The sequence below is a fragment of the Brevundimonas sp. 01N35 genome, assembly GCF_056399785.1.
The window spans coordinates 12,641-34,063 of sequence record NZ_JBFTRZ010000005.1 but is presented as its reverse complement, the minus strand read 5'-3'; the positions used below and the strand labels follow the sequence as shown (position 1 = coordinate 34,063).

The following is a 21,423-nucleotide window of genomic DNA, read 5'->3' as shown; positions in this document are numbered from 1 at the left end:
CGCTCGACAGCATGAGGGCGGCGCGTGCCTCTCGCCCCCTCCACCCCGCCGGCTGCGCCGTCGCGGTCCCCCTCCCCCGCTGCGCGTGGGAGGATCGCTCTACTTTCCGTCCGCCAGGAACTCATTCACCAGGGCCTCCAGCCGCGCCGGCTGGTCGGTCATGATGAAGTGCCGGGTATCGTCCACCCGGACCAGCTTCACCCCCGGCAGGCCCGCATATTCGCGGCTCCACAGGGCGTCGGCCCCGGCGGCGGGCGCCCCGCCGTTCGCGTCCGAGGCATAGACGGCCCAGACCGGCGTGGTCATGGCGGCCAGACCGGGCCGCACGTCGGTGGTCATCACCTCGCGGATGGCCGAGGCCATGGCGTGGCGGTCCGACGCCATCGACCATTCGACCATGGCCGGACGCGCCGCCTCGGTCTTCATCATGCCGACCGCTGTCTGTTCCTGCTGCTGGCGGAAGGCGGTCTCGTCCGCGCCGAGGATCGCCGCCGCCGCCTGATCGGCGAAGGGCCGGGCGTTTTCCGCATTTACCTGCGGCCCGAACATGGCGCTGAAGAAGGGCAGACTGTCGACGCTCATCACCCGCCCGACCGCCTCGGGGTATTGCTGCGCCAGCATCAGGGCGCTGAAGCCCCCCATGGAATGGCCGATGATCGCGGGCCGGTTCAGCGTCGCCGCATAGCGGGCCAGTTCATCGACCGCCGGCTGGACGAAGGCCCCGTCGCCATGCCTCCACGGCTCCCCGGCGAAGCCCGCCAGTTGCACCAGATGCACCCGGTGCGTCGCCGCCAGCCGCTGCGCCAGCGGTCGCCACGCCTCCCGCGAGGAAGCGAAACCCGGGATCAGGATGACGTCGGGGCCTTGCCCGATCACCTCGACCGACAACCGGTCGGAGGTAAAGGCGGGGGCTTCCAGACGCGCCCGTTCAGCATGGGCGGTCGAGAAGACGTTGCCGGCGGCCAGGGTGACAACCGAGGCCAGCAGGAGGGCGCGCAGGGTCCTGGACGAAGAAGCAGAATTGAACATGACGTTTCCTTTCAGGTCTTCAGAAAAGCCCCTCTCTCCACCGTCATACTCGGGCTTGACGCGAGGATCGGGTTGTCCGTCTGCGCGACCTCAGCAATGCAGAGCGCGCGGCTAGGCTCGATCCTCGGGTCAAGCCCGAGGATGACGGCGGAAAGCAAAGGCGGAAATGTAAGGTTAAGCTGACAGATACTTCAGCCGTGCGGGTTCTCGAAAACCTCTTCCACCGGCCGCGCGAACAGGGCGGCGATACGGTAGGCGAGGTCCAACGAGGGGTCGTGCTTCTCGGTCTCCAGGGCGTTGACGGCCTGACGCGAGACCCCCAGCGCCTGCCCCAGCTGTTCCTGGGTCCAGTTGCGCTCGACGCGCAGCAGTTTCAGCTTGTTCTTCATCAGTTCGACGATCGGATGAAGACTGCGACCGCTCCAAAAGCGCCCCAGAACAGCGGCACGATCAGCCAGCCCTCGGCGTGGGGCGCTCCGGCGAAGTTCTCGGCGAAGCCCCAGAAGGTGAACAGCGCCATGGCGATGCCGGAGGCGACGATGAACTGCTTGGCGGTGACGGCGCGGACGAACTCGTCACTGTCGCGCATGAAGCTGAGCACCGCCCAGATCTGACCGGCGATCGGCGCGGCGACCGCCAGGGCCAGAAGCCAGGCCGCCGCACGGCCCATGACGCCATCAAAGACGTCGGTCGTCATCATCGCCACGCAGATCGCCACATAGGGAACCATGAAGGCGAGGGTCCGCAGTCGGTAACGCCGGGCGGCGGAGGTTTGGACATTTGGCGGGCAGTTCGTCATGACAGGCGCTCCTGACTGAATGTAAGGCCTACCTTACATGATCAATATGTCATGTCAACCTGACCTTTCGTCAGGCCAGCCTGACGCAGCGGCCTCGCCGTCATCCCACGTCCGCCGACCTGATCTGCGCCGGCGACGTCTTCTATGAAAAGCCCATGGCCGAGGCGGTGCTGGCTTGGCTGAAACGGGCGCGGGCCAACGGAACCCGCGTCATCGTCGGCGATCCGAGCCGCACCTACTTCCCCCGATCGGGTCTGACCCTGCTGGCGGAATACACGGTGCCGACGACGCGCGAACTGGAGGACCAGGAGGACAAGCGCTCGCGCGGCTGGTCGCTGGACCCGGGGGCCTGAACCGACCGAGCGGGCCGAGCGAAATGACGACCGTCAAGTCGTCCCTCGGACGCACGCGCTAGGCTGCGCGCCGAGAGGAGGCGAATGCCGATGACGCCCACGCCCGACCACGCGAATGCCTTTGATCAGGTCCGCGCCGCCCATCACCAGATCGGCAACAGCCTGCAGTCCGTGGCCTCCCTGCTGATGCTCCAGGCGCGCTCGGCCGACACGCCGGTCGCCGCCGCCCTCAATGAGGCGACCCGCCGCGTGCGGGTCATCATCCGCCTGCACCAACGCCTGCAAACGCATGAACAGGGGGTCGAGGTCCATCTGGATGAATTCCTCGCCGACATCTGCCGCGACGTCGCCGAGATCGACGGCCGCGAGGGGGCGAATCTGGTGCTGGACATGCGGCCTCTGACGGCGTCCGCCGGCCTGGCCTCCGCCCTCGGCCTGATCACCGCCGAACTGGTCGGCAACGCTTTCGAACACGGCCTGGCGGGGCGCAGCGGGACGGTCGACGTCCTGCTGGAGCCGACGCCCGAAGGGTGCCGTCTGGCCGTCAGCGACGACGGCGTGGGCTTTCCCGATGCGGCTCATCCCGAGGCCAACGCCGGTTTCGGCCTGTCGCTGATCGCCCGCATGGTGCGTGAGACCGGCGGCGCCCTGGCCGTCAAGGCGCGGGATCCCGGCGTACAGTTCGAGGTGCGCATGCCCGGCGCCCACCCGGCAATTGACGCCCTCGCCACCCGAACGGATTAGGCGCCTTCCCATAAGCACGCGCCCGGAATTTCGAGAGACCGGCGATCCATCCCATAGGACAGGGGTCGGGGGACAGGGATCGGGAATGCGAGGTCTTTCTATGATGGTTCACGCCCTGCCTTTCGCGGTCGCGCCGCGCCCTGCCTTGCGCCCCTATGGCGACATCGACGTCAGGCTGACCTACGGCGCGGACGAGCCGATCTATGTCGAGGGCGACGAGGCGACGTTCGTCTATGTCCTGCTCAGCGGCGCGGTGCGCACCATCCGCCATTCCTTGGAAGGCCGACGCCAGATCGGCGGCTTCTACTATCCCGGCGACCTGTTCGGGCTGGAGCCCGGCGCTCATCACCGGTTTTCCGCAGAGGCGCTGGGTCCGAGCGAGGCAGTCGCCTTCGGGCGCGGCGCCCAGTGGTCGGCCCTTCACCAGCATACCCTGACCCAGGCCGCCCTTCTGGAACTGGCCCGCACCCAGGATCACCTGGCCATGCTGGGCCGCCGCACCGCCCGCGAGAAGATCGCCAGCTTCCTGCTGGACGTCGCCGCCCGCAGCGCGACTGAGAACACGGCCCTGCTGATGAGTCGTCAGGACATCGCCGACTATCTGGGCCTGGCCATCGAGACAGTGTCGCGCGCCCTCGGCCAGTTTCAGAACGACGGCTGGGTGGCCTTTTCCTCCTGCCGCGAGTTCCACATCCTGAAGCGGTCGTCGCTGGAGCGGCTGGCCTCGCGCTGATCCCGTCTTGATCATCGTCAAACCGACCGGAGAACCGGAATCGATGCGGGCCGTTGTGTTCCCTGTCCCGATTGCGGAACCGCCATGCTTCGACCTGTCGTTCACATCGTCGATGACGATCCAGCCACGCGGTTGCTGCTGTGGGCGACGCTCGACGCGCGCGGACTGGACGCGCGACCCTATGGCTCGGCCGAGGCCTTTCTGGCGACGGAGGGCCGCATGACGAACGCCTGTCTCCTGACCGACATGCGGCTGCCGGGGCTGGACGGGCTGGCGTTGATCCATCATCTGACGGCGCGCGACGAGGCGCCGCTGCCCATCCTCGTCATCACCGCCTACGCCGACGTGCCCCTGGCGGTGGAGGCCGTGCGCGCGGGCGCCCTCGATGTCCTCGAAAAGCCCGTGACGCCCGAGCGCCTGATCGCCGCCGTCACGGGGGCGCTGGACAGCCGACGCGCGACGCCGCCTCCCCCGCCCGCGGCCCGGCTGGAGCGGCTTTCCGGGCGCGAACGCGAGGTCCTGCGCGGCGTGGCGGCGGGTCGCGGCAACAAGGTCATCGCCCAGGACCTGGGCATCAGCCCCCGCACCGTCGAAGTCTATCGCGCCCACCTGATGACCAAGACCGGAACCCATACGGTCGCCGACCTGCTGCGCCTCGCCCTGGCGGCCGGCTACTAGTCCGCTTCGCCCCAGCTGACGCGCTTCAGCGCCGCCAAGGCCCGTTCGCGCGCCGCGGCGTGATCGACGATCGGCCTGGGGTAGTCGACGCCCAGCCGCACCCCCGCCTCGGCCAGCACCGCCGACGGCGCGGTCCACGGCGCCTGCAGCCAGCGATCCGGCAGGCGCGCGATCTCGGGCGCCCAGCGGCGAACATAGCGACCCTCGGGATCGAATTTCTCGCCCTGCGCCACCGGATTGAAGATGCGGAAATAGGGGGCGGCGTCGGCCCCGGACCCGGCGACCCACTGCCAGTTCTGCACATTGCTGGCCAGGTCGGCGTCGGTCAGCGTGTCCCAGAACCAGGCCTCGCCTGCGCGCCAGTCGATCAGCAGATGCTTGATCAGGAAGGAGGCGACCACCATCCGCACCCGGTTGTGCATCGTCCCTGTCGCCCACAGCTGGCGCATCCCGGCGTCGACCAGCGGATAGCCGGTCCGTCCCGCCTTCCACGCCGCCAGAGCCTCGGGATCGTCGCGCCAGGCCATGGCGTCGTATTCCGGTCGGAAGGCGCGCTCTGGCAGATAGGGAAAGTGGTGCAGCAGGTGGGCCGAGAATTCCCGCCAGCCGATCTCGGCGACGAACTTCTCCGCCTCGGCAGAAGCGACGCGACCGGCGGCGGCGGCCCGCCGCACCGCCGTCACCGCCCGCCAAGGACCGATCTCGCCCCAGTGCAGATGCGCCGACAGGCCGCTGGTACCCGCCCGGTCGGGCCGGTCGCGGTCGACGGCGTAGGTCTTCAGCCCGCCCGCGACGAAGGCGTCCAGCGCCGCCCGCGCCCCCGCCTCGCCGGGCGTCCCGACAAAGCCGGTCGACCAGTCGGGTCGCGTCGGATGCAGGCCCCAGTCCTCGACCGCCTCGCCGGCCACGCCGTCCGGAACCGTGACGGTCTCGGGCGCATTGAGCGCCGCCGGCGCCTCGGCCGTCGCCAGCAGGGCCTTCAGAAAGGGCGTGAACACCTTGTAGGGCTGGCCCGATCCGTTCAGCACCGCTCCCGGTCGGCACAGCAGCGTCGCGTTGAAGCCCCGGCATTCGATCCCGTCGGCCTTCAGGCCGTGGGCGATGTCGGCGTCGCGGGCGAAGGCCTCGGGCTCGAACAGGCGGTTCATGAAGACCTGCGCGGCGCCCGTCTCGGCGATCAGCCGACGCAGTTCGGCCTCGGCGTCGCCGCGCCGCAGGATCAACCGCCCCCCGCGCGTCCTCAGGTCGGCGTCCAGCGCCCGCAGCGACCGGTCCAGCCACCAGCGCGAGGCCCCGCCGATGGGCCGCCCCTCCAGCCGCTCGTCCAGGACATAGACCGGCAGCACCGGCCGACCCGTCGCCACGGCGTGGTGCAGCGCGGGGTTGTCGGTCAGCCGCAGATCGCGGCGGAACCACAGGATGACGGGCGGAGAGGCGGGCAAGAGGCGGTCCTGACGCTGGGCGACCGGAATACGGTCCCGCCTCCCTGCTGGATCAGGCGTCGCGCGGCAAGACCGTCAGCACCCGGGCGATGAACTGGTGGAAGGATTCCATATAGTCGCGCAGGAACTTCTCCGTCTCGGGCACGGTGATGTTTCCGGCGTCGTCGACCAGGCCCGGCGTGAACTGGATATAGGCCTCTGGCGCGTTCATCTGCGGGGCCTGCAGGAAGCCCATGACGCTCCGCAGGCTCTGCTGGGCGACGGCCGTGCCGATGGCGCCCGGCGAGCTTCCGATCACCGCCGTCGGCTTGTTGGCGAAACTGTTGGTTCCATAGGGGCGGCTGGCCCAATCGATGGCGTTTTTCAGCCCGCCGGGGATGGAGCGGTTGTATTCCGGCGTCACGAACAGGATGGCGTCGGAGCCCTTGATCGCCGCCTTGAAGTCATTCGCCACGGCCGGATAGTCGGCGTCGTAATCGTAGGAATAGAGCGGCAGGTCCTTGAACGAAATCTCGTGGAATTTCAGCTTCTCGGGCGCGACCTTGATCAGGGCCTGGGCCAGTTTCCGGTTGATCGAGCCCTTGGCCAGGCTGCCGATGATGTAGCCGACGTTGTAGGTGGTCATGACGCGCATCCTGCTGGGAGAGACGACGCCGACCGCCGCCTCCGAAGAAATGCTTCGTCAGGCGCGCGGGTTCCGCCTCAGACCGTGACCGCGCGCGCCGTCCGCCCCGCCTCGCCGAAGACCCGCAGATAGCGCTCGATCTCGGCCCGGTCGCCGGTGGCCTTCTCGACGTTGTCCGACAGCTTGACCGCCGAACGCCCCGCCGCGCGCGTCACCTTGCAGACCAGGGAGATGGGCGTCAGCTCGGGCATGGGCGCGGGGGCGCAGTCGCGGAAGTCGTTGGTCAGATTGGTGCCCCAGCCGAAGCTGGTCCGCACCCGCCCCTTGAAGTGGGCGTGAGCCGCCTCGATCCCGTCCACATCCAGCCCGTCGGCCAGCACCAGCAGCCGCTCGCGCGGGTCGCGCCCCTGGGACGCCCACCAGTTCAGGATCTCCTCTCCGCCCTCGATCGGCGGCGCGGAGTCAGGACGAAAGCCCTTCCAGTCGGCCAGCCAGTTGGGCGCGTCGGCCAGGAAGGCTCTTGTCCCGAACGCGTCGGGCAGGGCCACCAGCAGATTGCCGTCATAGGCCCCCCGCCATTCCTCCAGCACCTGATAGGGCGCACGGCGCAGGGCCGCGTCGTCGTCCCCCGCCAGGGCCGCCAGCACCATGGGCAGTTCATGGCCGTTGGTGCCAATGGCCTCCAGGTCGTTGTTCATGGCCAGCAGGACGTTGGACGTGCCGATGAAGGCCGAGCCCAGCCCCTCCTTCAGCGCCTCGACGCACCAGCCCTGCCACAGGAAGCCGTGCCGCCGCCGCGTGCCGAAGTCCGACAGGGACAGGCCGTCCAGCGTCCTCAGACGCTCGACCTTGCCCCAAAGTTTCGTCTTGGCGCGGGCATAGAGAACGTCCAGCTCGAACCGACCCAGGCGGCGCAGCGCCCGACGGCTGCGCAACTCGTTGAGAATCGCCAGCGCCGGGATCTCCCACAGCGTGACCTCGGCCCAGGTCCCTGCGAACTCCAGCCGGAACTGGCCGTCCGCGCCGCGCGCCAAGTCGTATTCCGGCAGGCGGTAATCGGCCAGCCAGGCCAGGAAGTCGGGGCTGAAGATCGACTTCTTGCCGTAAAAGGTGTTGCCGCCCAACCAGATCAGTTCGCGGTTCGAGAACCGCAGCGTCCGCGCATGATCCAGCTGCGCCCGCAGTTCGCCCTCGTCCACCTCCTCGGCCAGCCGCACGCCGGTCGTGCGGTTGATGACCGAGAAGGTCACCGGCACGTCGCGATGCCGCCGCCAGATCAGCTGCAGCATCAGCAGCTTGTAGAAGTCGGTGTCCAGCAGGCTGCGGACGATGGGGTCCAGCCGCCAGCCGTGATCATAGGCCCGCTTGGCCAGGTCGACGTTCGCCATGTCTCAGTCCGTCGTTTCCGCGTCGGGCGCGGGCGGGCCGGCCTCGTTCTCGTTCAGGATCCGCCCGACCCGTCGCGGCTTGATATAGGGCTCCGGCTGGGGCGTCGGCATGTTTCCGCGCATCAGCGACCGCCCGGCCGCCATGCCGCCCGTGACCTGCAGGTCCAGCCGCGCGGCGTCGCGGCGACGCACGTCGGCGATGGTCTCGGCCGCCTCGTCCTCAGACACGCCCAGATCGACCAGCACCGCCTCGCCGAACTTCAGCGCGGACTCGAAGGTCTCGCGGATATTGTATTCGACGCCCGCCGCGATCAGGCGCAGCGAATGGCCCCGGTCGAAGGCGCGCACGAACAGCTTGACCCCCGGAAACTCCGACTTGACCAGTTGCACGATGCGGTCGGCGGCCTCCGGTTTGTCGACGCAGACCAGCACCGCCTCGGCCTTGCCCGCGCCCGAGGCCCGCAGCGTGTCCAGACGGGTGCCGTCGCCGTAATAGACCTTGAAGCCGAAGTCGCCCGCCGCCTGGATCATCTCCACGTCGTTCTCGATGATCGACACGTCCACGTCGCGGACCAGCAAGGGTTGCGACACCACCTGGGCGAAGCGGCCGAAGCCGATGATCAGCACCTGCCCGCGCAGGCCCTCGGCCGAATCCACGCCCTCGGCCTCCTCGGGCGACAGTCCCGCCTCCTCGGGCAGCCAGCGCTTCAGCGCCAGGGTCGTCAGCGGCGTCAGGGCCATGGACAGGATGACGATGGCCGTCAGCGCCGCGCTGGCCTGGCCGTCGATGACCCCGCCGGCCGCTGCCGCGCCATAGAGGACAAAGGCGAACTCGCCGCCCTGCGCAAACAGGGCCCCGCGCTCCACCGCTTCGTGATGGCGAGCCTTGAACAGCCGCGCCACAACATAGATGACCGCCGCCTTGACGACCATGAAGGCCAGCAGGCCGGCGACCACGATGCGCCAGTCGGAAATCACCACGCCGATGTCCAGCGCCATGCCCACCGACAGGAAGAACAGGCCCAGAAGGATGGCGCGGAACGGCTCCACGTCAGCCTCCAGCTGATGCCGGAAGGTCGAATCGGACAGCAGCACCCCGGCCAGGAAAGCCCCCATGGCCATCGACAGGCCGACCTCGTTCATGATCCAGGCCGTGCCCGCCACCACCAGCAGGGCGGCGGCCGTCATCACCTCGCGCCCGCCGTTCTGCGCCAGGAAGCGGAAGACCGGATTGATGGCGTAGCGGCCGATGACCAGCACCCCCGCGACCGCCGCGACCGCCAGGCCGATGGTCTGCCACAGCGGCGCAGCGCTCTCGTGCGCGGAGCCTACGGAGACGGCCAGCACCGCAACGATGGCCAGCAGCGGCACGATGGCCAGGTCCTCGAACAGCAGGATGGACACCGCCCTCTGCCCCTGCGGCGTCGGCAGGTCGCCCCGCTCCTCCAGCATCTGCACGATGACGGCGGTCGAGGACATGACGAAGCCCATGGCCCCGACGAAGGCCACCGGCGCCGATACGCCCGCCGCCATGGCGACCAGCGTCAGCGCCAAACCCGCCAGCCCGACCTGGGTCGCCCCCAGGCCGAAGATCTCCTTGCGCATCCCCCACAAGCGTTTCGGCCGCATCTCCAGTCCGATGATGAACAGGAAGATGACCACGCCGAACTCGGCGACGTGCAGGATGACTTCCGGCTCGCGGAACAGGGCCAGTCCGAACGGGCCGATGGCCGCGCCCGCCGCCAGATAGCCCAGCACCGAGCCCAGCCCGATCTTGCGGAAGACAGGCACCGCCACGACCCCGGCCGCCAGCAGCGCGGCCACATGGCCCAGATCCAGTCCCGTCGACGCCTCGGCCATCGCTCACCCTTTAGTCTGAGCCTCCATTGTGGGGACGAAGCGTCGCGATGGCGAGGGCGCTATTTCTGACGGGGGCTCTCCAGCCCCGTGTCGGTCGGGTCCAGCCGCCCTTCGCGCCGGGCCTTGATGGCCCGCGCCAACTCCTCGGCGGCGATCCGCACCTCGGCCTGGATGGCGATGTCCTTGTCGAGCGCGTCGTGACTGGTGGCGTAGGGCTCCCAATAGCCGATGTAGCGGTCCAACACGGCGTCCGGGCCCGCCGGCGTCAGCTTCATCGAGGTCAGCCAGTCGGCCACAAAGCGCCTGACGTTCTCGGCGCCCTCCACGTCGCCGTGCACTACGACCGAGAAGATTCGCCCCTCCAGATGGCGCGGATAGGCCCAGCCCGCCAGTTCGACCGCCTTGGCCTTCCTGGCGTCCTTGCCGTGCGTCAGGGTCGGATCGGGATTGCCGCCGTCGGCGCAGACCAGCCGGTCCATCATCAGCTTCATCGGGCTGGAGACCTGATACCAGTTGACCGGGGTGACGACGAAGACGCCGTGCGCCTCGACCCACATCGGATAGATGTCGTTCATCCAGTCGTGGACCTGGCCCAGCGAATAGTTGGGATAACAGCTGCACGGCCAGTGACAGAGCGCCGCCGCCGTCGAGAAGCAGGCCTTGCAGGGGTGGATGTCGCGCCCGAACTCCGAGGCCAGCCGTGACAGGTCCAGCACCGTCGTCTCCGTCCCCGCCGCCTTCAGCGCCTGCTCGGCGATCATGGTCAGCCGCCAGCTCTTGGACATTTCGCCGGGACAGGTGTGCTCGGATCGCGACGAGCCGTTGATCAGCAGGACGCGCAGCGGGCCGTTCGGGTCGCCGTGGCGGACCTGGGCCGCCTCGATCGCGGCGTGGGCGTTGATCCAGTCGACGGACAGGTCGTAGTCGGGGTCGGCGTAGCCGGGGCCGGCCTTGCGCGTCACCGGACTCTTGCGGCCCTCGATATAGCCGTCCCAGGCGACGGCGGCGATCTTGTCCAGCGCCTCTCGAACCGTGTCGAACGCCGGGTCCCGATAGCGGCTCAAAAATCGGCCGGTGAATTCCTCGCGGCTCAGTTCAGGCGACGGCATGCCCTGGCGCGGTTCGGGCGTGTTCACAGCGTCGGTCATCCTGTCCTCCGTCGGGGCGGCGCTCAGCTAACGGCCCCGCCTCGCCCCCCGTTCCGCCGGAACCGGGTTCGTAGGCGCGGGTTCTTACCGCCAAGCCGAACAGCTGTCTGACCAAGGAGAGACCCGTGAAAATCCGCGACGTGATGAGCCGGGACGTGCAGGTCGCCCGTCCCCACGACACCCTTCAGGAGGTCGCCGCGCGCATGGCGTCCGGCGATTTCGGCTTTATTCCGGTGGCCGACGGCGACAGGCTGGTCGGGGCGATCACCGACCGCGACATCGCCGTGCGCGCCGTCGCGGCGGGCGCCGCGCCCACCGCCCGCGTAGTCGAGTTCCTCAGCCGCGACCCCCTCGTGGTCCGAGCCGACGACGACCTCGCGGTCGCGCTGGACCTGATGAGTTCGCGTCAGGTGCGGCGCCTGCCCGTCGTGGACAAGGACGGCCGCCTGGTCGGCGTGGTGTCGCTGGGCGACCTGTCGACTCGGGTCAAGGAGCGCTATGCGGGCGAGGCGCTGGAAGAGATCTCGCGCCCGAACTGAAGGTTCACCATCCGCTAACCACGTCGCGGAACCGGACGATAACGGCTGTTGTCCATGCTGGCCTCTTCGCAGGGGAGAGACCGCATGGCGCGCGCGCAGTTTCAAAAGGGCCAGAAGGTCTGGGTCGAGAGCGTCGGCGTCTGGGCCCAGATCGAGCAGGTCCAGCCCGTCTGGGCCAAGGGCTTCGACGAGCCCGTGCGCATCACCTACGACGTCGGCCTCGGCCGCGAATTCATGGGCACTGAACTGCAGCTGCCCGCCGAGGACACGGCGGCCGCCACCCTGGGCGACTGGCGCGTGCTGCGCGCCCGCAACAAGTGGCAGGAGCCGGCGGACTGCGCCCACCATCCCTTCCCGGGCAGCTATCCCGTCGTGGTCACCGACAAGGCCGACTGGGGCGGCTGGCGCGTGCCCGGCGCCGAATACGACCGCGACCCCGAACGCATCGAGTTCCAGTCGCGCCTGATCGCCGCCTCGCCCGAACTGCTGGACCTGGCCCGCGAGCTCGTCGAGACCGTCTCGGAATCCCCCGAAGACGCGCCGCCGGAAAGCGTGCGCCTAGCCCGCCGCGCCCGCGAAATTCTGGTGCAGATCACCGAAGTCCTCGCGCCGCCGCCCGAGCCCGTCCGCGCCTCGGCCCCGGATGCGACCCAGGCCGCTTGATCCGCCGCAAGGGCGTTCGCCCGACAGGCGAAAAGCCTGGCCGTCAGGCCTCGACAGGAATCCGCGACGCAGCCTAGATTCTCCCCATCTTGAGATGGAGGGCGCCTTGCGGGGCACCGAGCGTCGCAGCTACGGGCCGGGCCGACGCGCCACGGACCAGGCCACCCGGGCCAGCACGCCCTGGGTGCGCGTCCTGCTGCTCGCCGCCGCCCTGACCATCGTCGCCTACGCCCTGCTGGTGATCCGCAGCGACGCCCGCCCGCAGCGCGAGATCCAGGCCGGTCGGATCGAGAGGTTGGCGCTGGAGGCCCAGTTGGCGGCGGCCCGGATCGAAGGCCAGACCGCCCTGGTCGCGGGCGCCCTGACGCTCGCCGCGCGCGACCTGGCCGCCCGGCCCGATCAGGCGGTCGAAGCCCTGGACCGCGCCCGCGCCCTGGCCCCCGACACCGCCTTCGCCGTAGTGGACCGCGACGGCGAGGCCGTGGCCGCCGTCGGCGGGCGCCTGTCGGCCCGGGCCGCGCCGAAGACCCCGGCGGCCTCGAGCGTCGCCGAGCGTTTCACGCTTCAGGACAATGCCCTCCTGATCCACCGACCGGTAGGCGACGGCCTGTCGATCGTCGCCCGCACGCCCCTGCCCCCGGCGCCCGCCGCGCTGGACGGCGCGACCCTGACCATCGTCCCCGCCGGACAGGCCCCGGCCGCAAGCGCCAGGGCCGTGAAGGGGCCGGACGGCCGCGCGCGACTGACCGCCTCGGCCCCGATCGGCGCCACTGACCTGGCGACGGTGGCGACCGTACAGGTTCCGGGCGGACCTTCGGCCTGGCTGGACGACGTCTGGCTGCTGGCCGGACCGCTGCTGTTGATGGTGCTGTTCCTGGTGATCGTCGCCTTGCAGAACTGGCGCCAGGCCCGCACCGGTCGCCGCTGGGCCGACACCGAGCGCCGGTTCCGGGTCGCGGTCGAAGCCGCGCGTTGCGGCGTCTGGGAATGGGATCTGGCGGGCGGCGAGGTCGTCCTGTCCGACTATATGGCCGCCCTGCTCGAGGTGGAGGCCGGTACGGTTCTGACAACCCAGGCCCTGATCGAACGGGTCCATCCGCGCTATCGCGAGACCCTGGTTCACGCTCTCGACAGGGCGGCGGCGCACGGCGCGTTCGACGTGACCTTCCCCGTGCCGCTCAAGGCCGGGGGCGTGCGCTGGATCGACGCGCGCGGCCAGTCGCGCCAGCCGCGCCGCGACGGCGGCTATGTCAGCCTGATGGGCGTGGCGCTGGACATCACCGAAGCCCGCCGCGCCAAGGCCCAGGCCCAGGCCGCCGAGAACCGGCTGCGCGACGGCATCGAAAGCGTCTCCGACGCCTTCGTCCTGTTCGACCGCCGGGGCCGTCTGATCCTGTGGAACCAGGCCTTCCAGGACGCCTTCGCCTTCCCGGCGGGCGTGGTCCGCCGCGGCGCCCAGAAGGACGCCCTGAACCTGATCGCCGCCAAGGCTGTCAAGGCCGAACACCCCTCGGCCAGCGGCCGCGCCGGGGTGCGCGAGGTCGAGTTGAAGGACGGCCGCTGGCTGCAGATGGCCGAGCGCTTCACTGGCGACGGCGGCACCGTGGTCATCGCCGCCGACATCACCGTCATCCGTCGTCAGGAGGCCGAGCGCCGCCGCGCCGCCGACGAACTGCGCGGCATGGTCGCAGCGCTGGAAGACCGCGAGGCCAAACTGTCCCTACTGGCCCGAAAGTACGAGGTCGCCATGACCCGGGCCGAGGCCGCCAACCAGGCCAAGTCCGAATTTCTGGCCAATATGAGCCACGAACTGCGCACCCCGCTGAACGCCATCAACGGCTTCTCCGAGATCATGGCCGGCGAGATGTTCGGGCCGATGGGCGACCGTCGCTACAAGGGCTACGCCGCCGACATCCACACCTCGGGCCAGCACCTGCTCAGCCTGATCAACGACATCCTCGACATGGCCAAGATCGAGGCCGGCAAGCTGACCCTGCACTACGAGGCCCTGTCGCTGAACGGCCTGTGCAACGACGCCATCCGTCTGATGCGCGGCAAGGCGATGGAGGCGGGCCTGACCCTGGCCCTGGTCGCCCCCGACGCCGTTCAGATCGAGGCCGATCATCGCGGGTTGAAGCAGGTGCTGCTGAACCTGATCTCCAATGCGGTGAAGTTCACGCCCGAGGGCGGGGCCGTCACCGTGAGCGTCGCGCTTCAAGACCCCGATCACGTCCGCGTCTCGGTGACCGACACCGGCATCGGCATCGCCGCCATGGACCTCGAGCGGCTGGCCCAGCCCTTCGAACAGGTCGAGGGTCAGCACTCCAAGACCACGCAAGGCACCGGCCTGGGCCTGGCCCTGACCAAGTCCCTGATCGAACTGCACCGCGCCCATATGATCATCGAGAGCGAGCCGGGCCGCGGCACCACCGTCTGGTTCGACCTGCCGATCCGCGCGCCCGAGGGCGCGATGGCCCCGGCCGGGTCGACCCCGCAGCGGGTTCAGTCGCGCGCGGCCTGAGCCCGGAGAATTGGTGCTGGCGTCAGCGGATGCGGGACAGGACCAGGGTCCAGATGGACCCGGCGACTTCGTCGGCCTCGGCAAGAACGTCGGCGGCGGGGTAGCGGAGTATCTCGACTCCTTGTGAGCGTAGCCAGGCGTCGCGGCGGGTGTCGTGGGCAGGCGCATTTCCCATGCCGTGGATCAGGCCGTCGATCTCGACCGCCAAACCCAGGCGGGCACAATAGAAGTCGAGGATATAGGGACCAAAAGGGTGCTGGCGGCGAAACGCAGGCAGACCCGATCGTCGTGCGCGCAAGCGAACTCAGAGCGCCGCCTCGGGCGGGGTCAGGGCGCGGCGCAGGCGGCGAGCGCGCTTTTCGGTGAGGACCGTGGCTCTCATGATGTTGAGGCTCTCACAGCTTGGCCATTATTGCGATCCTCCCCTGCAAAGCGGGGGAGGATTTCAGGATTGAGCGCCGCTCATCTGAACCGGCGCCTCAGCCGGCGTCGGCGCCACGGGCGCCGCCGGCTTCTCAGGCTTGCGCGCCCTGTGCCGCGACAGGATCGGCGCCAGGGCCTTGCGATCTGCTGGGCTCAACCGGCCCAGAATCTCCACCGCCCCCGCCTCCAGCCGCGAGCGGCCGCGCATCTCGGACGCCCGCGACCGCTCCAGCAGGGCGGCGACCGCCACAGGATCAAAGGTCTCGGCCCCGGTCAGGGCGATGGCCTCGCGCCGCGCCTCCCGCGCCTCCTCGAAATCAGGCCGCGCCAGCATGGCGTTGGCCCGCAGATCGCGTTTGACCTGATCCCGCACCGCGGGGGCCAGCCGCTCGACCACGTCCCACACCGGCTCTCCCCGCGGCGAACGGTTGGCGTCGGCCATCCAGGCCCCGACCTTCTCGCGCATCACCCAGACGGCCCCGCCCGTGGCCACGCCGAAGACGTTGAGGGCGACCGACACGGCCAGAGCGATCTTCAAACTCCGCGACGTCATCCGCCCAGAACCTCCGTGTCGTCGGCGCCGGCCAGACTGGCCTGATAGAGGACCGCGTCCGCCCGCACATTGGCGGTCATATGGCTGGTCAGGGCGACGCCGAACACCACCCCCGCGCAGGCCGCCGCCGCCCATCCGGCGCCCGCCGACAGCCAGGCCAGGGTCCCCACGCCCCCTCGGCGTCGCGTCCTCAGGCCCGCGCCCGCCGCGCTGGCGATCACCTGTTCGCGCAGGACGTGCGACGCGACCGGACGCGGCGCGGCGCCCAGCAGGGCGTCCAGCCGGTCGGCCTGCGCCAACAGCGCCGCCGCGCGTGCGTCGACGGCTGTCAGAGCGCGCGCCGCCTCGCGCTCGGCCTCGGGCCAGCGCCGCAGGTCGCCGCCATAGGCGTCGGCCAGATATTCAAAACGCTCGTACGTCATCGTCATGGTTCCAGCCCCCGCCTTACCCATTCGTCGCTGTCGCTGCATCGGCCGCGTTCGGCGCCCCAAGAGGCGCAATGTCCGCCAGCGTCCGCCGCAGCGCCCGCCGTCCGCGCGACAGCAGGCTTTCCAGGGCCTCGACGCTGACGTTCATCAGCCCCGCCGCCTCGATATTTCCCAGTTCCTGATAGTGACACAGGACGATGGCCTCGCGCTGCCGCTCGGGCAGTTTCGCCATCGCCGCCTCGACCCGCACGCCGGTCTCCATCGCCAGCAGCCCCCGGTCCGGCGCTGGGCCGTCGTCGGGCCGATCCGGCGGCGCCTCCGTCGCGATCTCGCGCCGTCGCCGCAGCCGGTCGTAGCAAAGGTTCAGCCCCACCCGGTGCAGCCAGGTGTCGAACTTGGCCTGACCGGGCGTCCAGCGCGGCGCCTGTCGCCAGGCTCTCAGCATCGCCTCCTGCGCCACGTCCTCAGCCTCCGTCGCGTCGCCCAGCATCCGCTGCGCCAGCGTCAGCATGCGCGGCAGCTTGCGTGCGAGCATGGCCTGAATCGCCGCGGGGTCGCCCTGACCTACGCGCCGCACCAGTTCCTCGTCGGGGTCGGCGATCTTCGCCAATCCAGCCTCTTTCGCCGTTCACGAAACGGGCCGACGGACGGACCGCCTTCCCCGACATCTTCCTTACTCCGAAGCGGGCGTCGAAGGCGACGCCGCCGCAGCGGGACGGGCGGCCCGTCGCGCCGCGCGACGCTCGCTGTCAGCCCGACGTTCCGCTCTGGTCAGCAAGCCGTCGTGATCCGCGTCCATACGCGCGAAGGACTGGCGGGCCTTCTGCTCGGCCTCGGCGATCACGACGGCGCGGTCAGGGCCGCTGTCGCGCGCCTCACGCGCGGCGCGCGCTTCCTCGACGGTGACCGTGCCGTCATGGTTGGCGTCGGCGGCGCGCAGCGGTTCGATCCGGCGCTGGACATAGGCGGCCTGAGTGACCGGTTTGTCCACGGCGGGGGCGGCCGCGCGCGGCGCTGCGGCCTGGGCGAAGGCCCCGCCGCCGACGGCGGCGGCGATTACGAAGACGGCGACGCCGCCAAGGGTCTTCTTCATCTCGATGGTCTCCAAGGGTTCGGGGCCCAAAAGCGTCCCACTCGAGAGAATGAACGTAGCGCTTCGTGGTTTCCGTCGCCGACGATCAGCTTTCCCGCGGCAGGGCCGCTTCGAACGCCCGCCGCGCCCGTAAGCGAAGGTCGATCAGTTGCGCCTTCAGCCCCTCGAAGTCCGCTGCGCCCACGCTTTCGGCCAGTTGCCGCTGGAAGCCCGCCGGCTCGACCTCCGGGTCGCCGCCCCCCTCGAAGGCGCAGGCCATCAGCTGGCCCAGCTGCTGATGCGTGCGCCAGCTCTCGGCCAGGACGGGATCGGCCTTCAGCGCCTCCAGCGTCGACACCGTCAGCGGCGCGCCCGCCGCCGCCGCGCACAGTTGGCGGTACTGGGCGACGAACTCGGCGTCGACCTGCGCCCCCGCCGACAGCTTCAGGTCCCAGAACCCCTTGGGCCGCCGCTCGCGGTCCATCAGGTCGCGCATGGCCCGCACGTCGCGCGCCACGTCCACGCCGGGACGCGGCCGCCGCAGCGCCGCCTCCAGCGTCGCCTCGACCCGTGCGCCAAACTCCGCGTCGCTGGCCCAGACCAGCCGCCCGCGCGTCAGGGCCATGAACTCCCAGGTCACGGCCTCCTCGGCGTAGTATTCGTCCAGCGCCTCCAGCCGCACCGACACCGGCCCCTTTGACCCCGTCGGCCGCAGCCGCATGTCCACCTCATACAGCCCGCCCTCGGCCGTGTGCGCCGACAGGGCGGCGATAAAGCGTTGCGTGAAACGGCCGTAGAAATGGTCCGCGCTCCAGCCCTTGTCCGCCGAGGTCGCCTCGGGCGGCGCGGCATAGACCGTCATCAGGTCCAGGTCCGACCCCGCCGTCATCTCGCGCGAGCCAGCCTTGCCCAGCGCCACCACGGCGACCGCGCCGGGGAAGGTCCCGCCCATCCGCTCGGCCTCGGCCAGGGCCGCCGGGGCCAGCGCCCGCATGCAGGCGTCGGCCAGCGAGGTGTTGGACAGCCCGGCCTGCTCGGCCGTGGTCCGGCCGGTGATGATGTGCATGCCGATGCGAAACACCTGTTCGCGGTGCAGGCGGCGCACGGCGTTCATGGCCCCCTCGAAATCGCCGGCCTCATGCGCCTCGCGCACCACCTGGTCGGCCAGACCCGTGTCCGTGCCGAGGGCCGTGAGGAAACGCGCGTCCAGCACCCCGTCCAAGGCCTGCGGTTGCCGCCCCAGCGCCCGCGCCAGACGCGGGGCAAAGGCCATGACCCCGACCACCAGATCGAACAGCGACGGCTGGTTCAGGAACAGGGCCTGCACCTGCACGCCGGCGCTCAGGCCCGAGAAGAAGACGGCGAACCGTCGAAACGCCGCGTCCGGCGCTCCGGTCTTCGCCACCGCCGCCAGCAGTTGCGGGGCCAGCCTCGTGAACAGCTCGCGCCCCCGCGCCGTCCGCGTCGCCGGGATGCGCCCGTGGTGCCAGCTGCGGATGGTGTCGGACACGGTCGCGGGCTCGGAGAAGCCCATGCGGCTCAGGGTCTCCAACGTGCCCGGATCGTTCTCGACCCCGGTGAAGACCAGACTGCCGTAAGGCGACGACAGCTCCTCGCCGCCCTCGAACAGCTCGCCATAGCGCTGATTGACCCCCATCAGCAGGCTCTCGACCCCGGCGTCGAACAGGCCGAGATCGCCCTCGCCCGCCAGCGCCGCCACATCGGCCCGGCGTTCGGGATCGACCGGCAAAACGTGGCTCTGCTCGTCGGCCAGCATCTGCACCCGGTGCTCTAGACCCCGCAAGGTCACATAGGCGGCGGCCAGTTCGTCGCGCGCCTCGACGGCGACATGGCCCCGCTGGGTCAGGGCGTCCAGCGCCTCCAGCGTGCGCGACGAACGCAGCCCCTTGTCGCGCCCGCCCAGGATCAGCTGCTGGGTCTGGACGTAGAACTCGATCTCCCGAATGCCGCCCCGGCCCAGCTTCAGATTGGCGCCCGCCGCCTCCAGCCCCTCGCCGGTCTTGTGAACGTGGATCTGTTTCTTGATCGACTGGATGTCCAGCACGGCCTGATAGTCCAGGCTGCGGCGCCAGACGAAGGGTGTCAGCGCCTTCAGGAAATCCGCCCCCTCGGTCCTGTCCCCGGCGCAGACCCGCGCCTTGATGAAGGCCGCCCGCTCCCAATTCTGGCCGACGGATTCGTAATAGGCCAAGGCCATAGGCGCGGCGACCACCGGCGGGGTCGAGGACGGATCGGGCCGCAGTCGCAGGTCCACGCGGAAGACGTAGCCGTCCGCCGTCCGCTCGGTCAGCAGACTGGTCAGCCCCTGGGCCAGCCGGTTCACAAAGCTCTGCGCCTCCACGCCCTCGCCCAGCGCGCTCTCCAGCGCCTCCGGCTCGAAGAAGAGCGACAGGTCGATGTCCGAGGAATAGTTCAGCTCGAACGCCCCACCCTTGCCCATGGCCAGGACGAATAGGCCCGGCACGGGACCGCGCGGATCGTCGGCCGCCGAGGTCAGCTTGCCGCGCCGCCTCTGGTCATGGGCCAGACAGCGCAGCGCCGCCTGGGCCGTGGCGTCCGCGAAGCGCGACAGGGCGCCCGTCACCTGATCCAGGTCCCAGACCCCGCCCAGATCGGCCAGGGCCGTCAGCAGATGCAGTTCGGCCTTCAGATGCCGCAGCGGCGCCTTGGCCTCGTCCGCCGGGCCGTCGACGGCCTCGGTGTCCGCCAGGATTTCGGCCAGCCGCGCCTCGGGCGTCGTCTCCAGAACTTGCCGCAGCCGCTCGGGCCAGCGCCGCGCCAGTCCGGCCAAATAAGGCGAGGCCGCAAACACCGGCTCCAGCGCGCCCCAGGCCCCATCCAGCGTCGCGCGCCAGCCGCCCCCCTCAGATGAAGGGGCCGCCGCCTCGGCCAGCCGCTCATGGATGCGCCCCGCAGCCATCGCGTCGCGCACCGACCCGCACGGCCGCAGCCTCGGCCCCAGCAGATCGCTCATCAATTCGTCCCGTTTGCCGGCGGCAGGATCAGGGCCACCCGCAGACCCGGCCCCTGATCGCCATAGGCGCCCGGCCCCTCGTCCAGCTGCACCCGGCCGCCGTGCGCCTCGGCCACCGCCGTCACCAGCGACAGGCCCAGACCCGAGCCCGGCTCGGTGCGGCTGTTGTCCAGCCGGACGAAGCGTTGCAGCACCCGGTCGTGATCCTCGTCAGGCACGCCCGGCCCGGTGTCGGTGACGGAAAACTCGATCTCACCCGACGACCGCCGCCGCGCCCGCAGCTTCACCGCCCCGCCCGACGGCGTGTACTTGACCGCATTGTCGATGATGTTGGCCAGGGCCTGCGCCAGGAAGGGCTGGTTGCCCTCGATCATCAGGCCGCGCTCGATCTCGGCCGAGAACTCCAGCCCCTTGTCCTCGCTGGCCGGCTCGTACAGCTCGGCCATGTCGGTCGCCAGTTCGGCGGCGTCGAACACCTTGGGATCGGGCGCCCCGCCAGCCTGCAGCCGGGCGATGGCCAGAACCGTGTTGAAGGTCTTGAGCAGGGCGTCCGCTTCGTCCAGGGCGATGCCCAGGGCGTCGACGCCCGACACCTTGCCCGCCTCGGCGTCGATCAGCGCCACCTCCAGCTTGGCCCGCATCCGCGTCAGCGGCGAGCGCAGGTCATGGGCGATGGCGTCCCCGGCGTGGCGGATCGAGGCCATCGAGGCCTCCAGCCGATCCAGCATGGTGTTCAGCCCCTGGCCCAGTTCGTCCAGTTCGTCGCCCGAGTTCTTGACCGGCGCCCGCACCTTGAGGTCGCCGTCCTGCACCGCCGCCACCACCCGGTTCAGCCCGCTCATCGACTTTTCGACCCGGCGGCTGATCACCAGGCCGCCGCCGACTCCGAGCACCAGAACCATGACCATGGCCCCCCACAGGGCCTGGGTCAGCCGCGCCAGATAGGCTTCGATGTCGCCGATGTCCTCGCCGACGAACAGCTGTTCGCCGCCCGTCAGCGGCATTTCCACGCCGATCGCCTGACGTTTGCGGACCCGCCCCTCGTCGTCGGTGTCGGTCAGGCGGAAATTGTCCCAACGCCCGCTCGCCACTGCCTCGCCCGGCTCCAGCGGCGAGGTCGAGATGTTGCCGGTGATCGTCTTCCGATCCTTGTCCATCAGCAGATAGAGGTAAGAGCCGCCCCGCAGCGTCCGGTCGACCAGCGCCTTGTTGAGGGCGTCGACGCCGCGCGTGCGGTACACCGCCGTCAGCGCCTCGACCTCGGCCCGCACCCCCGCCTCGGCCTTGGCCCGCGCCTCCGACGCCGAGGCGACATAGACATAGGCCAGCACCGCGCTGGCCGTGGTCACGAACAGCGCCAGAAACAGCAGCGTCAGCCGAAACGGCGTCCGCCGAAAAAGGGAGGGCAGTTTCACGTCAGGCGGGCGGCA

At 70.0% G+C, this 21,423-nt stretch carries 22 protein-coding genes; 7 read left to right on the top strand and 15 right to left on the bottom strand.

The window, feature by feature from the left end; translation table 11 throughout:
- Positions 1 to 99 precede the first annotated feature (99 nt).
- The 3 genes from AC1DJ5_RS06460 to AC1DJ5_RS06450 form a co-directional block, all read right to left on the bottom strand.
- On the bottom strand, positions 100 to 1,029 hold the full coding sequence (locus AC1DJ5_RS06460) for an alpha/beta fold hydrolase (protein WP_477020049.1): 930 nt from the start codon (positions 1,027 to 1,029) through the stop codon (positions 100 to 102).
- 191 nt (positions 1,030 to 1,220) lie between these two features.
- Positions 1,221 to 1,418 carry a helix-turn-helix transcriptional regulator gene (locus tag AC1DJ5_RS06455; protein WP_114817898.1) on the bottom strand — a complete coding sequence of 66 codons (198 nt, stop codon included), beginning with the start codon at positions 1,416 to 1,418 and terminating at the stop codon, positions 1,221 to 1,223.
- Entirely contained in the window at positions 1,418 to 1,828 is a 411-nt protein-coding gene (locus AC1DJ5_RS06450) for a hypothetical protein (protein ID WP_477020048.1), read from the bottom strand. Before AC1DJ5_RS06450 ends, AC1DJ5_RS06455 begins: the two co-directional genes overlap by 1 nt.
- 155 nt (positions 1,829 to 1,983) lie before the next feature.
- Between AC1DJ5_RS06450 and AC1DJ5_RS06445 the strand changes: the two genes are divergently transcribed.
- The 4 genes from AC1DJ5_RS06445 to AC1DJ5_RS06430 all read left to right on the top strand — a co-directional run bounded on the left by AC1DJ5_RS06445 (position 1,984) and on the right by AC1DJ5_RS06430 (position 4,336).
- On the top strand, positions 1,984 to 2,181 hold the full coding sequence (locus AC1DJ5_RS06445; RefSeq protein ID WP_477020047.1) for a hypothetical protein: 198 nt from the start codon (positions 1,984 to 1,986) through the stop codon (positions 2,179 to 2,181).
- Between the two features lie 84 nt (positions 2,182 to 2,265).
- A complete protein-coding gene (locus tag AC1DJ5_RS06440) occupies positions 2,266 to 2,925 on the top strand; it encodes a sensor histidine kinase (RefSeq protein ID WP_477020046.1) in 660 nt (219 codons plus the stop codon).
- Between the two features lie 85 nt (positions 2,926 to 3,010).
- On the top strand, positions 3,011 to 3,658 hold the full coding sequence (locus AC1DJ5_RS06435) for a helix-turn-helix domain-containing protein (RefSeq protein ID WP_441456094.1): 648 nt from the start codon (positions 3,011 to 3,013) through the stop codon (positions 3,656 to 3,658).
- A gap of 84 nt (positions 3,659 to 3,742) precedes the next feature.
- Entirely contained in the window at positions 3,743 to 4,336 is a 594-nt protein-coding gene (locus AC1DJ5_RS06430) for a response regulator transcription factor (protein WP_477020045.1), read from the top strand.
- On the opposite strand, the gene AC1DJ5_RS06425 is transcribed toward AC1DJ5_RS06430, so the two are convergent.
- From AC1DJ5_RS06425 to AC1DJ5_RS06405, 5 genes are all read right to left on the bottom strand, one after another.
- Positions 4,333 to 5,778 carry a cryptochrome/photolyase family protein gene (locus AC1DJ5_RS06425; RefSeq protein WP_477020044.1) on the bottom strand — a complete coding sequence of 482 codons (1,446 nt, stop codon included), beginning with the start codon at positions 5,776 to 5,778 and terminating at the stop codon, positions 4,333 to 4,335. The two genes, AC1DJ5_RS06430 and AC1DJ5_RS06425, sit on opposite strands and share 4 nt — an antisense overlap.
- Before the next feature lie 52 nt (positions 5,779 to 5,830).
- Entirely contained in the window at positions 5,831 to 6,403 is a 573-nt protein-coding gene (locus tag AC1DJ5_RS06420) for an NADPH-dependent FMN reductase (protein WP_441456091.1), read from the bottom strand.
- Between the two features lie 77 nt (positions 6,404 to 6,480).
- A complete protein-coding gene (locus tag AC1DJ5_RS06415; protein WP_441456090.1) occupies positions 6,481 to 7,791 on the bottom strand; it encodes a nicotinate phosphoribosyltransferase in 1,311 nt (436 codons plus the stop codon).
- Between the two features lie 3 nt (positions 7,792 to 7,794).
- Entirely contained in the window at positions 7,795 to 9,651 is a 1,857-nt protein-coding gene (locus AC1DJ5_RS06410; protein WP_477020043.1) for a monovalent cation:proton antiporter-2 (CPA2) family protein, read from the bottom strand.
- 59 nt (positions 9,652 to 9,710) lie between these two features.
- Positions 9,711 to 10,799 (bottom strand): flavodoxin family protein, encoded by a 1,089-nt coding sequence (locus AC1DJ5_RS06405; RefSeq protein ID WP_441456087.1) that lies wholly within the window; start codon positions 10,797 to 10,799, stop codon positions 9,711 to 9,713.
- A gap of 125 nt (positions 10,800 to 10,924) precedes the next feature.
- On the opposite strand from AC1DJ5_RS06405, the gene AC1DJ5_RS06400 reads away from it, so the two are divergent.
- From AC1DJ5_RS06400 to AC1DJ5_RS06390, 3 genes are all read left to right on the top strand, one after another.
- Positions 10,925 to 11,338, top strand: a complete 414-nt coding sequence (locus tag AC1DJ5_RS06400; RefSeq protein ID WP_441456086.1) for a CBS domain-containing protein — start codon at positions 10,925 to 10,927, stop codon at positions 11,336 to 11,338.
- An 84-nt stretch (positions 11,339 to 11,422) separates the two neighbouring features.
- Positions 11,423 to 12,001 (top strand): hypothetical protein, encoded by a 579-nt coding sequence (locus AC1DJ5_RS06395; protein ID WP_477020042.1) that lies wholly within the window; start codon positions 11,423 to 11,425, stop codon positions 11,999 to 12,001.
- A gap of 106 nt (positions 12,002 to 12,107) precedes the next feature.
- Positions 12,108 to 14,522: an ATP-binding protein gene (locus AC1DJ5_RS06390; protein WP_477020041.1), complete on the top strand. Its 2,415-nt coding sequence runs from the start codon at positions 12,108 to 12,110 to the stop codon at positions 14,520 to 14,522.
- A gap of 22 nt (positions 14,523 to 14,544) precedes the next feature.
- Here AC1DJ5_RS06390 and AC1DJ5_RS06385 read toward each other — a convergent pair whose 3' ends face one another.
- The 7 genes from AC1DJ5_RS06385 to AC1DJ5_RS06355 form a co-directional block, all read right to left on the bottom strand.
- On the bottom strand, positions 14,545 to 14,820 hold the full coding sequence (locus AC1DJ5_RS06385; RefSeq protein WP_441456083.1) for an endonuclease domain-containing protein: 276 nt from the start codon (positions 14,818 to 14,820) through the stop codon (positions 14,545 to 14,547).
- Between the two features lie 147 nt (positions 14,821 to 14,967).
- Positions 14,968 to 15,483 carry a periplasmic heavy metal sensor gene (locus AC1DJ5_RS06380; protein ID WP_441456082.1) on the bottom strand — a complete coding sequence of 172 codons (516 nt, stop codon included), beginning with the start codon at positions 15,481 to 15,483 and terminating at the stop codon, positions 14,968 to 14,970.
- Between the two features lie 11 nt (positions 15,484 to 15,494).
- Positions 15,495 to 15,926 carry a hypothetical protein gene (locus AC1DJ5_RS06375; RefSeq protein ID WP_441456081.1) on the bottom strand — a complete coding sequence of 144 codons (432 nt, stop codon included), beginning with the start codon at positions 15,924 to 15,926 and terminating at the stop codon, positions 15,495 to 15,497.
- Positions 15,927 to 15,942: 16 nt separating this feature from the next.
- Positions 15,943 to 16,536: an RNA polymerase sigma factor gene (locus tag AC1DJ5_RS06370; protein WP_477020040.1), complete on the bottom strand. Its 594-nt coding sequence runs from the start codon at positions 16,534 to 16,536 to the stop codon at positions 15,943 to 15,945.
- 63 nt (positions 16,537 to 16,599) lie between these two features.
- Positions 16,600 to 17,019 (bottom strand): hypothetical protein, encoded by a 420-nt coding sequence (locus tag AC1DJ5_RS06365; protein WP_441456079.1) that lies wholly within the window; start codon positions 17,017 to 17,019, stop codon positions 16,600 to 16,602.
- A gap of 85 nt (positions 17,020 to 17,104) precedes the next feature.
- The gene (locus AC1DJ5_RS06360; protein ID WP_477020039.1) at positions 17,105 to 19,993 is read right to left on the bottom strand and encodes a bifunctional [glutamine synthetase] adenylyltransferase/[glutamine synthetase]-adenylyl-L-tyrosine phosphorylase; all 2,889 of its coding nucleotides are present in this window, start codon (positions 19,991 to 19,993) and stop codon (positions 17,105 to 17,107) included.
- Entirely contained in the window at positions 19,993 to 21,408 is a 1,416-nt protein-coding gene (locus AC1DJ5_RS06355) for a sensor histidine kinase (RefSeq protein ID WP_477020038.1), read from the bottom strand. Before AC1DJ5_RS06355 ends, AC1DJ5_RS06360 begins: the two co-directional genes overlap by 1 nt.
- Between the last annotated feature and the right edge of the window lie 15 nt (positions 21,409 to 21,423).

What these genes read in the sequence shown, in the direction of transcription:
- AC1DJ5_RS06430 (WP_477020045.1), top strand. Translation starts at nt 3,743, where the DNA reads ATGCTTCGACCTGTCGTTCACATCGTCGATGACGATCCAGCCACGCGG.
- AC1DJ5_RS06395 (WP_477020042.1), top strand. Translation starts at nt 11,423, where the DNA reads ATGGCGCGCGCGCAGTTTCAAAAGGGCCAGAAGGTCTGGGTCGAGAGC.
- AC1DJ5_RS06460 (WP_477020049.1), bottom strand. Translation starts at nt 1,029, where the DNA reads ATGTTCAATTCTGCTTCTTCGTCCAGGACCCTGCGCGCCCTCCTGCTG.
- AC1DJ5_RS06360 (WP_477020039.1), bottom strand. Translation starts at nt 19,993, where the DNA reads ATGAGCGATCTGCTGGGGCCGAGGCTGCGGCCGTGCGGGTCGGTGCGC.
- AC1DJ5_RS06375 (WP_441456081.1), bottom strand. Translation starts at nt 15,926, where the DNA reads ATGACGATGACGTACGAGCGTTTTGAATATCTGGCCGACGCCTATGGC.
- AC1DJ5_RS06445 (WP_477020047.1), top strand. Translation starts at nt 1,984, where the DNA reads ATGGCCGAGGCGGTGCTGGCTTGGCTGAAACGGGCGCGGGCCAACGGA.
- AC1DJ5_RS06365 (WP_441456079.1), bottom strand. Translation starts at nt 17,019, where the DNA reads ATGAAGAAGACCCTTGGCGGCGTCGCCGTCTTCGTAATCGCCGCCGCC.
- AC1DJ5_RS06435 (WP_441456094.1), top strand. Translation starts at nt 3,011, where the DNA reads ATGCGAGGTCTTTCTATGATGGTTCACGCCCTGCCTTTCGCGGTCGCG.
- AC1DJ5_RS06450 (WP_477020048.1), bottom strand. Translation starts at nt 1,828, where the DNA reads ATGACGAACTGCCCGCCAAATGTCCAAACCTCCGCCGCCCGGCGTTAC.
- AC1DJ5_RS06405 (WP_441456087.1), bottom strand. Translation starts at nt 10,799, where the DNA reads ATGACCGACGCTGTGAACACGCCCGAACCGCGCCAGGGCATGCCGTCG.
- AC1DJ5_RS06415 (WP_441456090.1), bottom strand. Translation starts at nt 7,791, where the DNA reads ATGGCGAACGTCGACCTGGCCAAGCGGGCCTATGATCACGGCTGGCGG.
- AC1DJ5_RS06410 (WP_477020043.1), bottom strand. Translation starts at nt 9,651, where the DNA reads ATGGCCGAGGCGTCGACGGGACTGGATCTGGGCCATGTGGCCGCGCTG.
- AC1DJ5_RS06420 (WP_441456091.1), bottom strand. Translation starts at nt 6,403, where the DNA reads ATGACCACCTACAACGTCGGCTACATCATCGGCAGCCTGGCCAAGGGC.
- AC1DJ5_RS06455 (WP_114817898.1), bottom strand. Translation starts at nt 1,418, where the DNA reads ATGAAGAACAAGCTGAAACTGCTGCGCGTCGAGCGCAACTGGACCCAG.
- AC1DJ5_RS06440 (WP_477020046.1), top strand. Translation starts at nt 2,266, where the DNA reads ATGCCGATGACGCCCACGCCCGACCACGCGAATGCCTTTGATCAGGTC.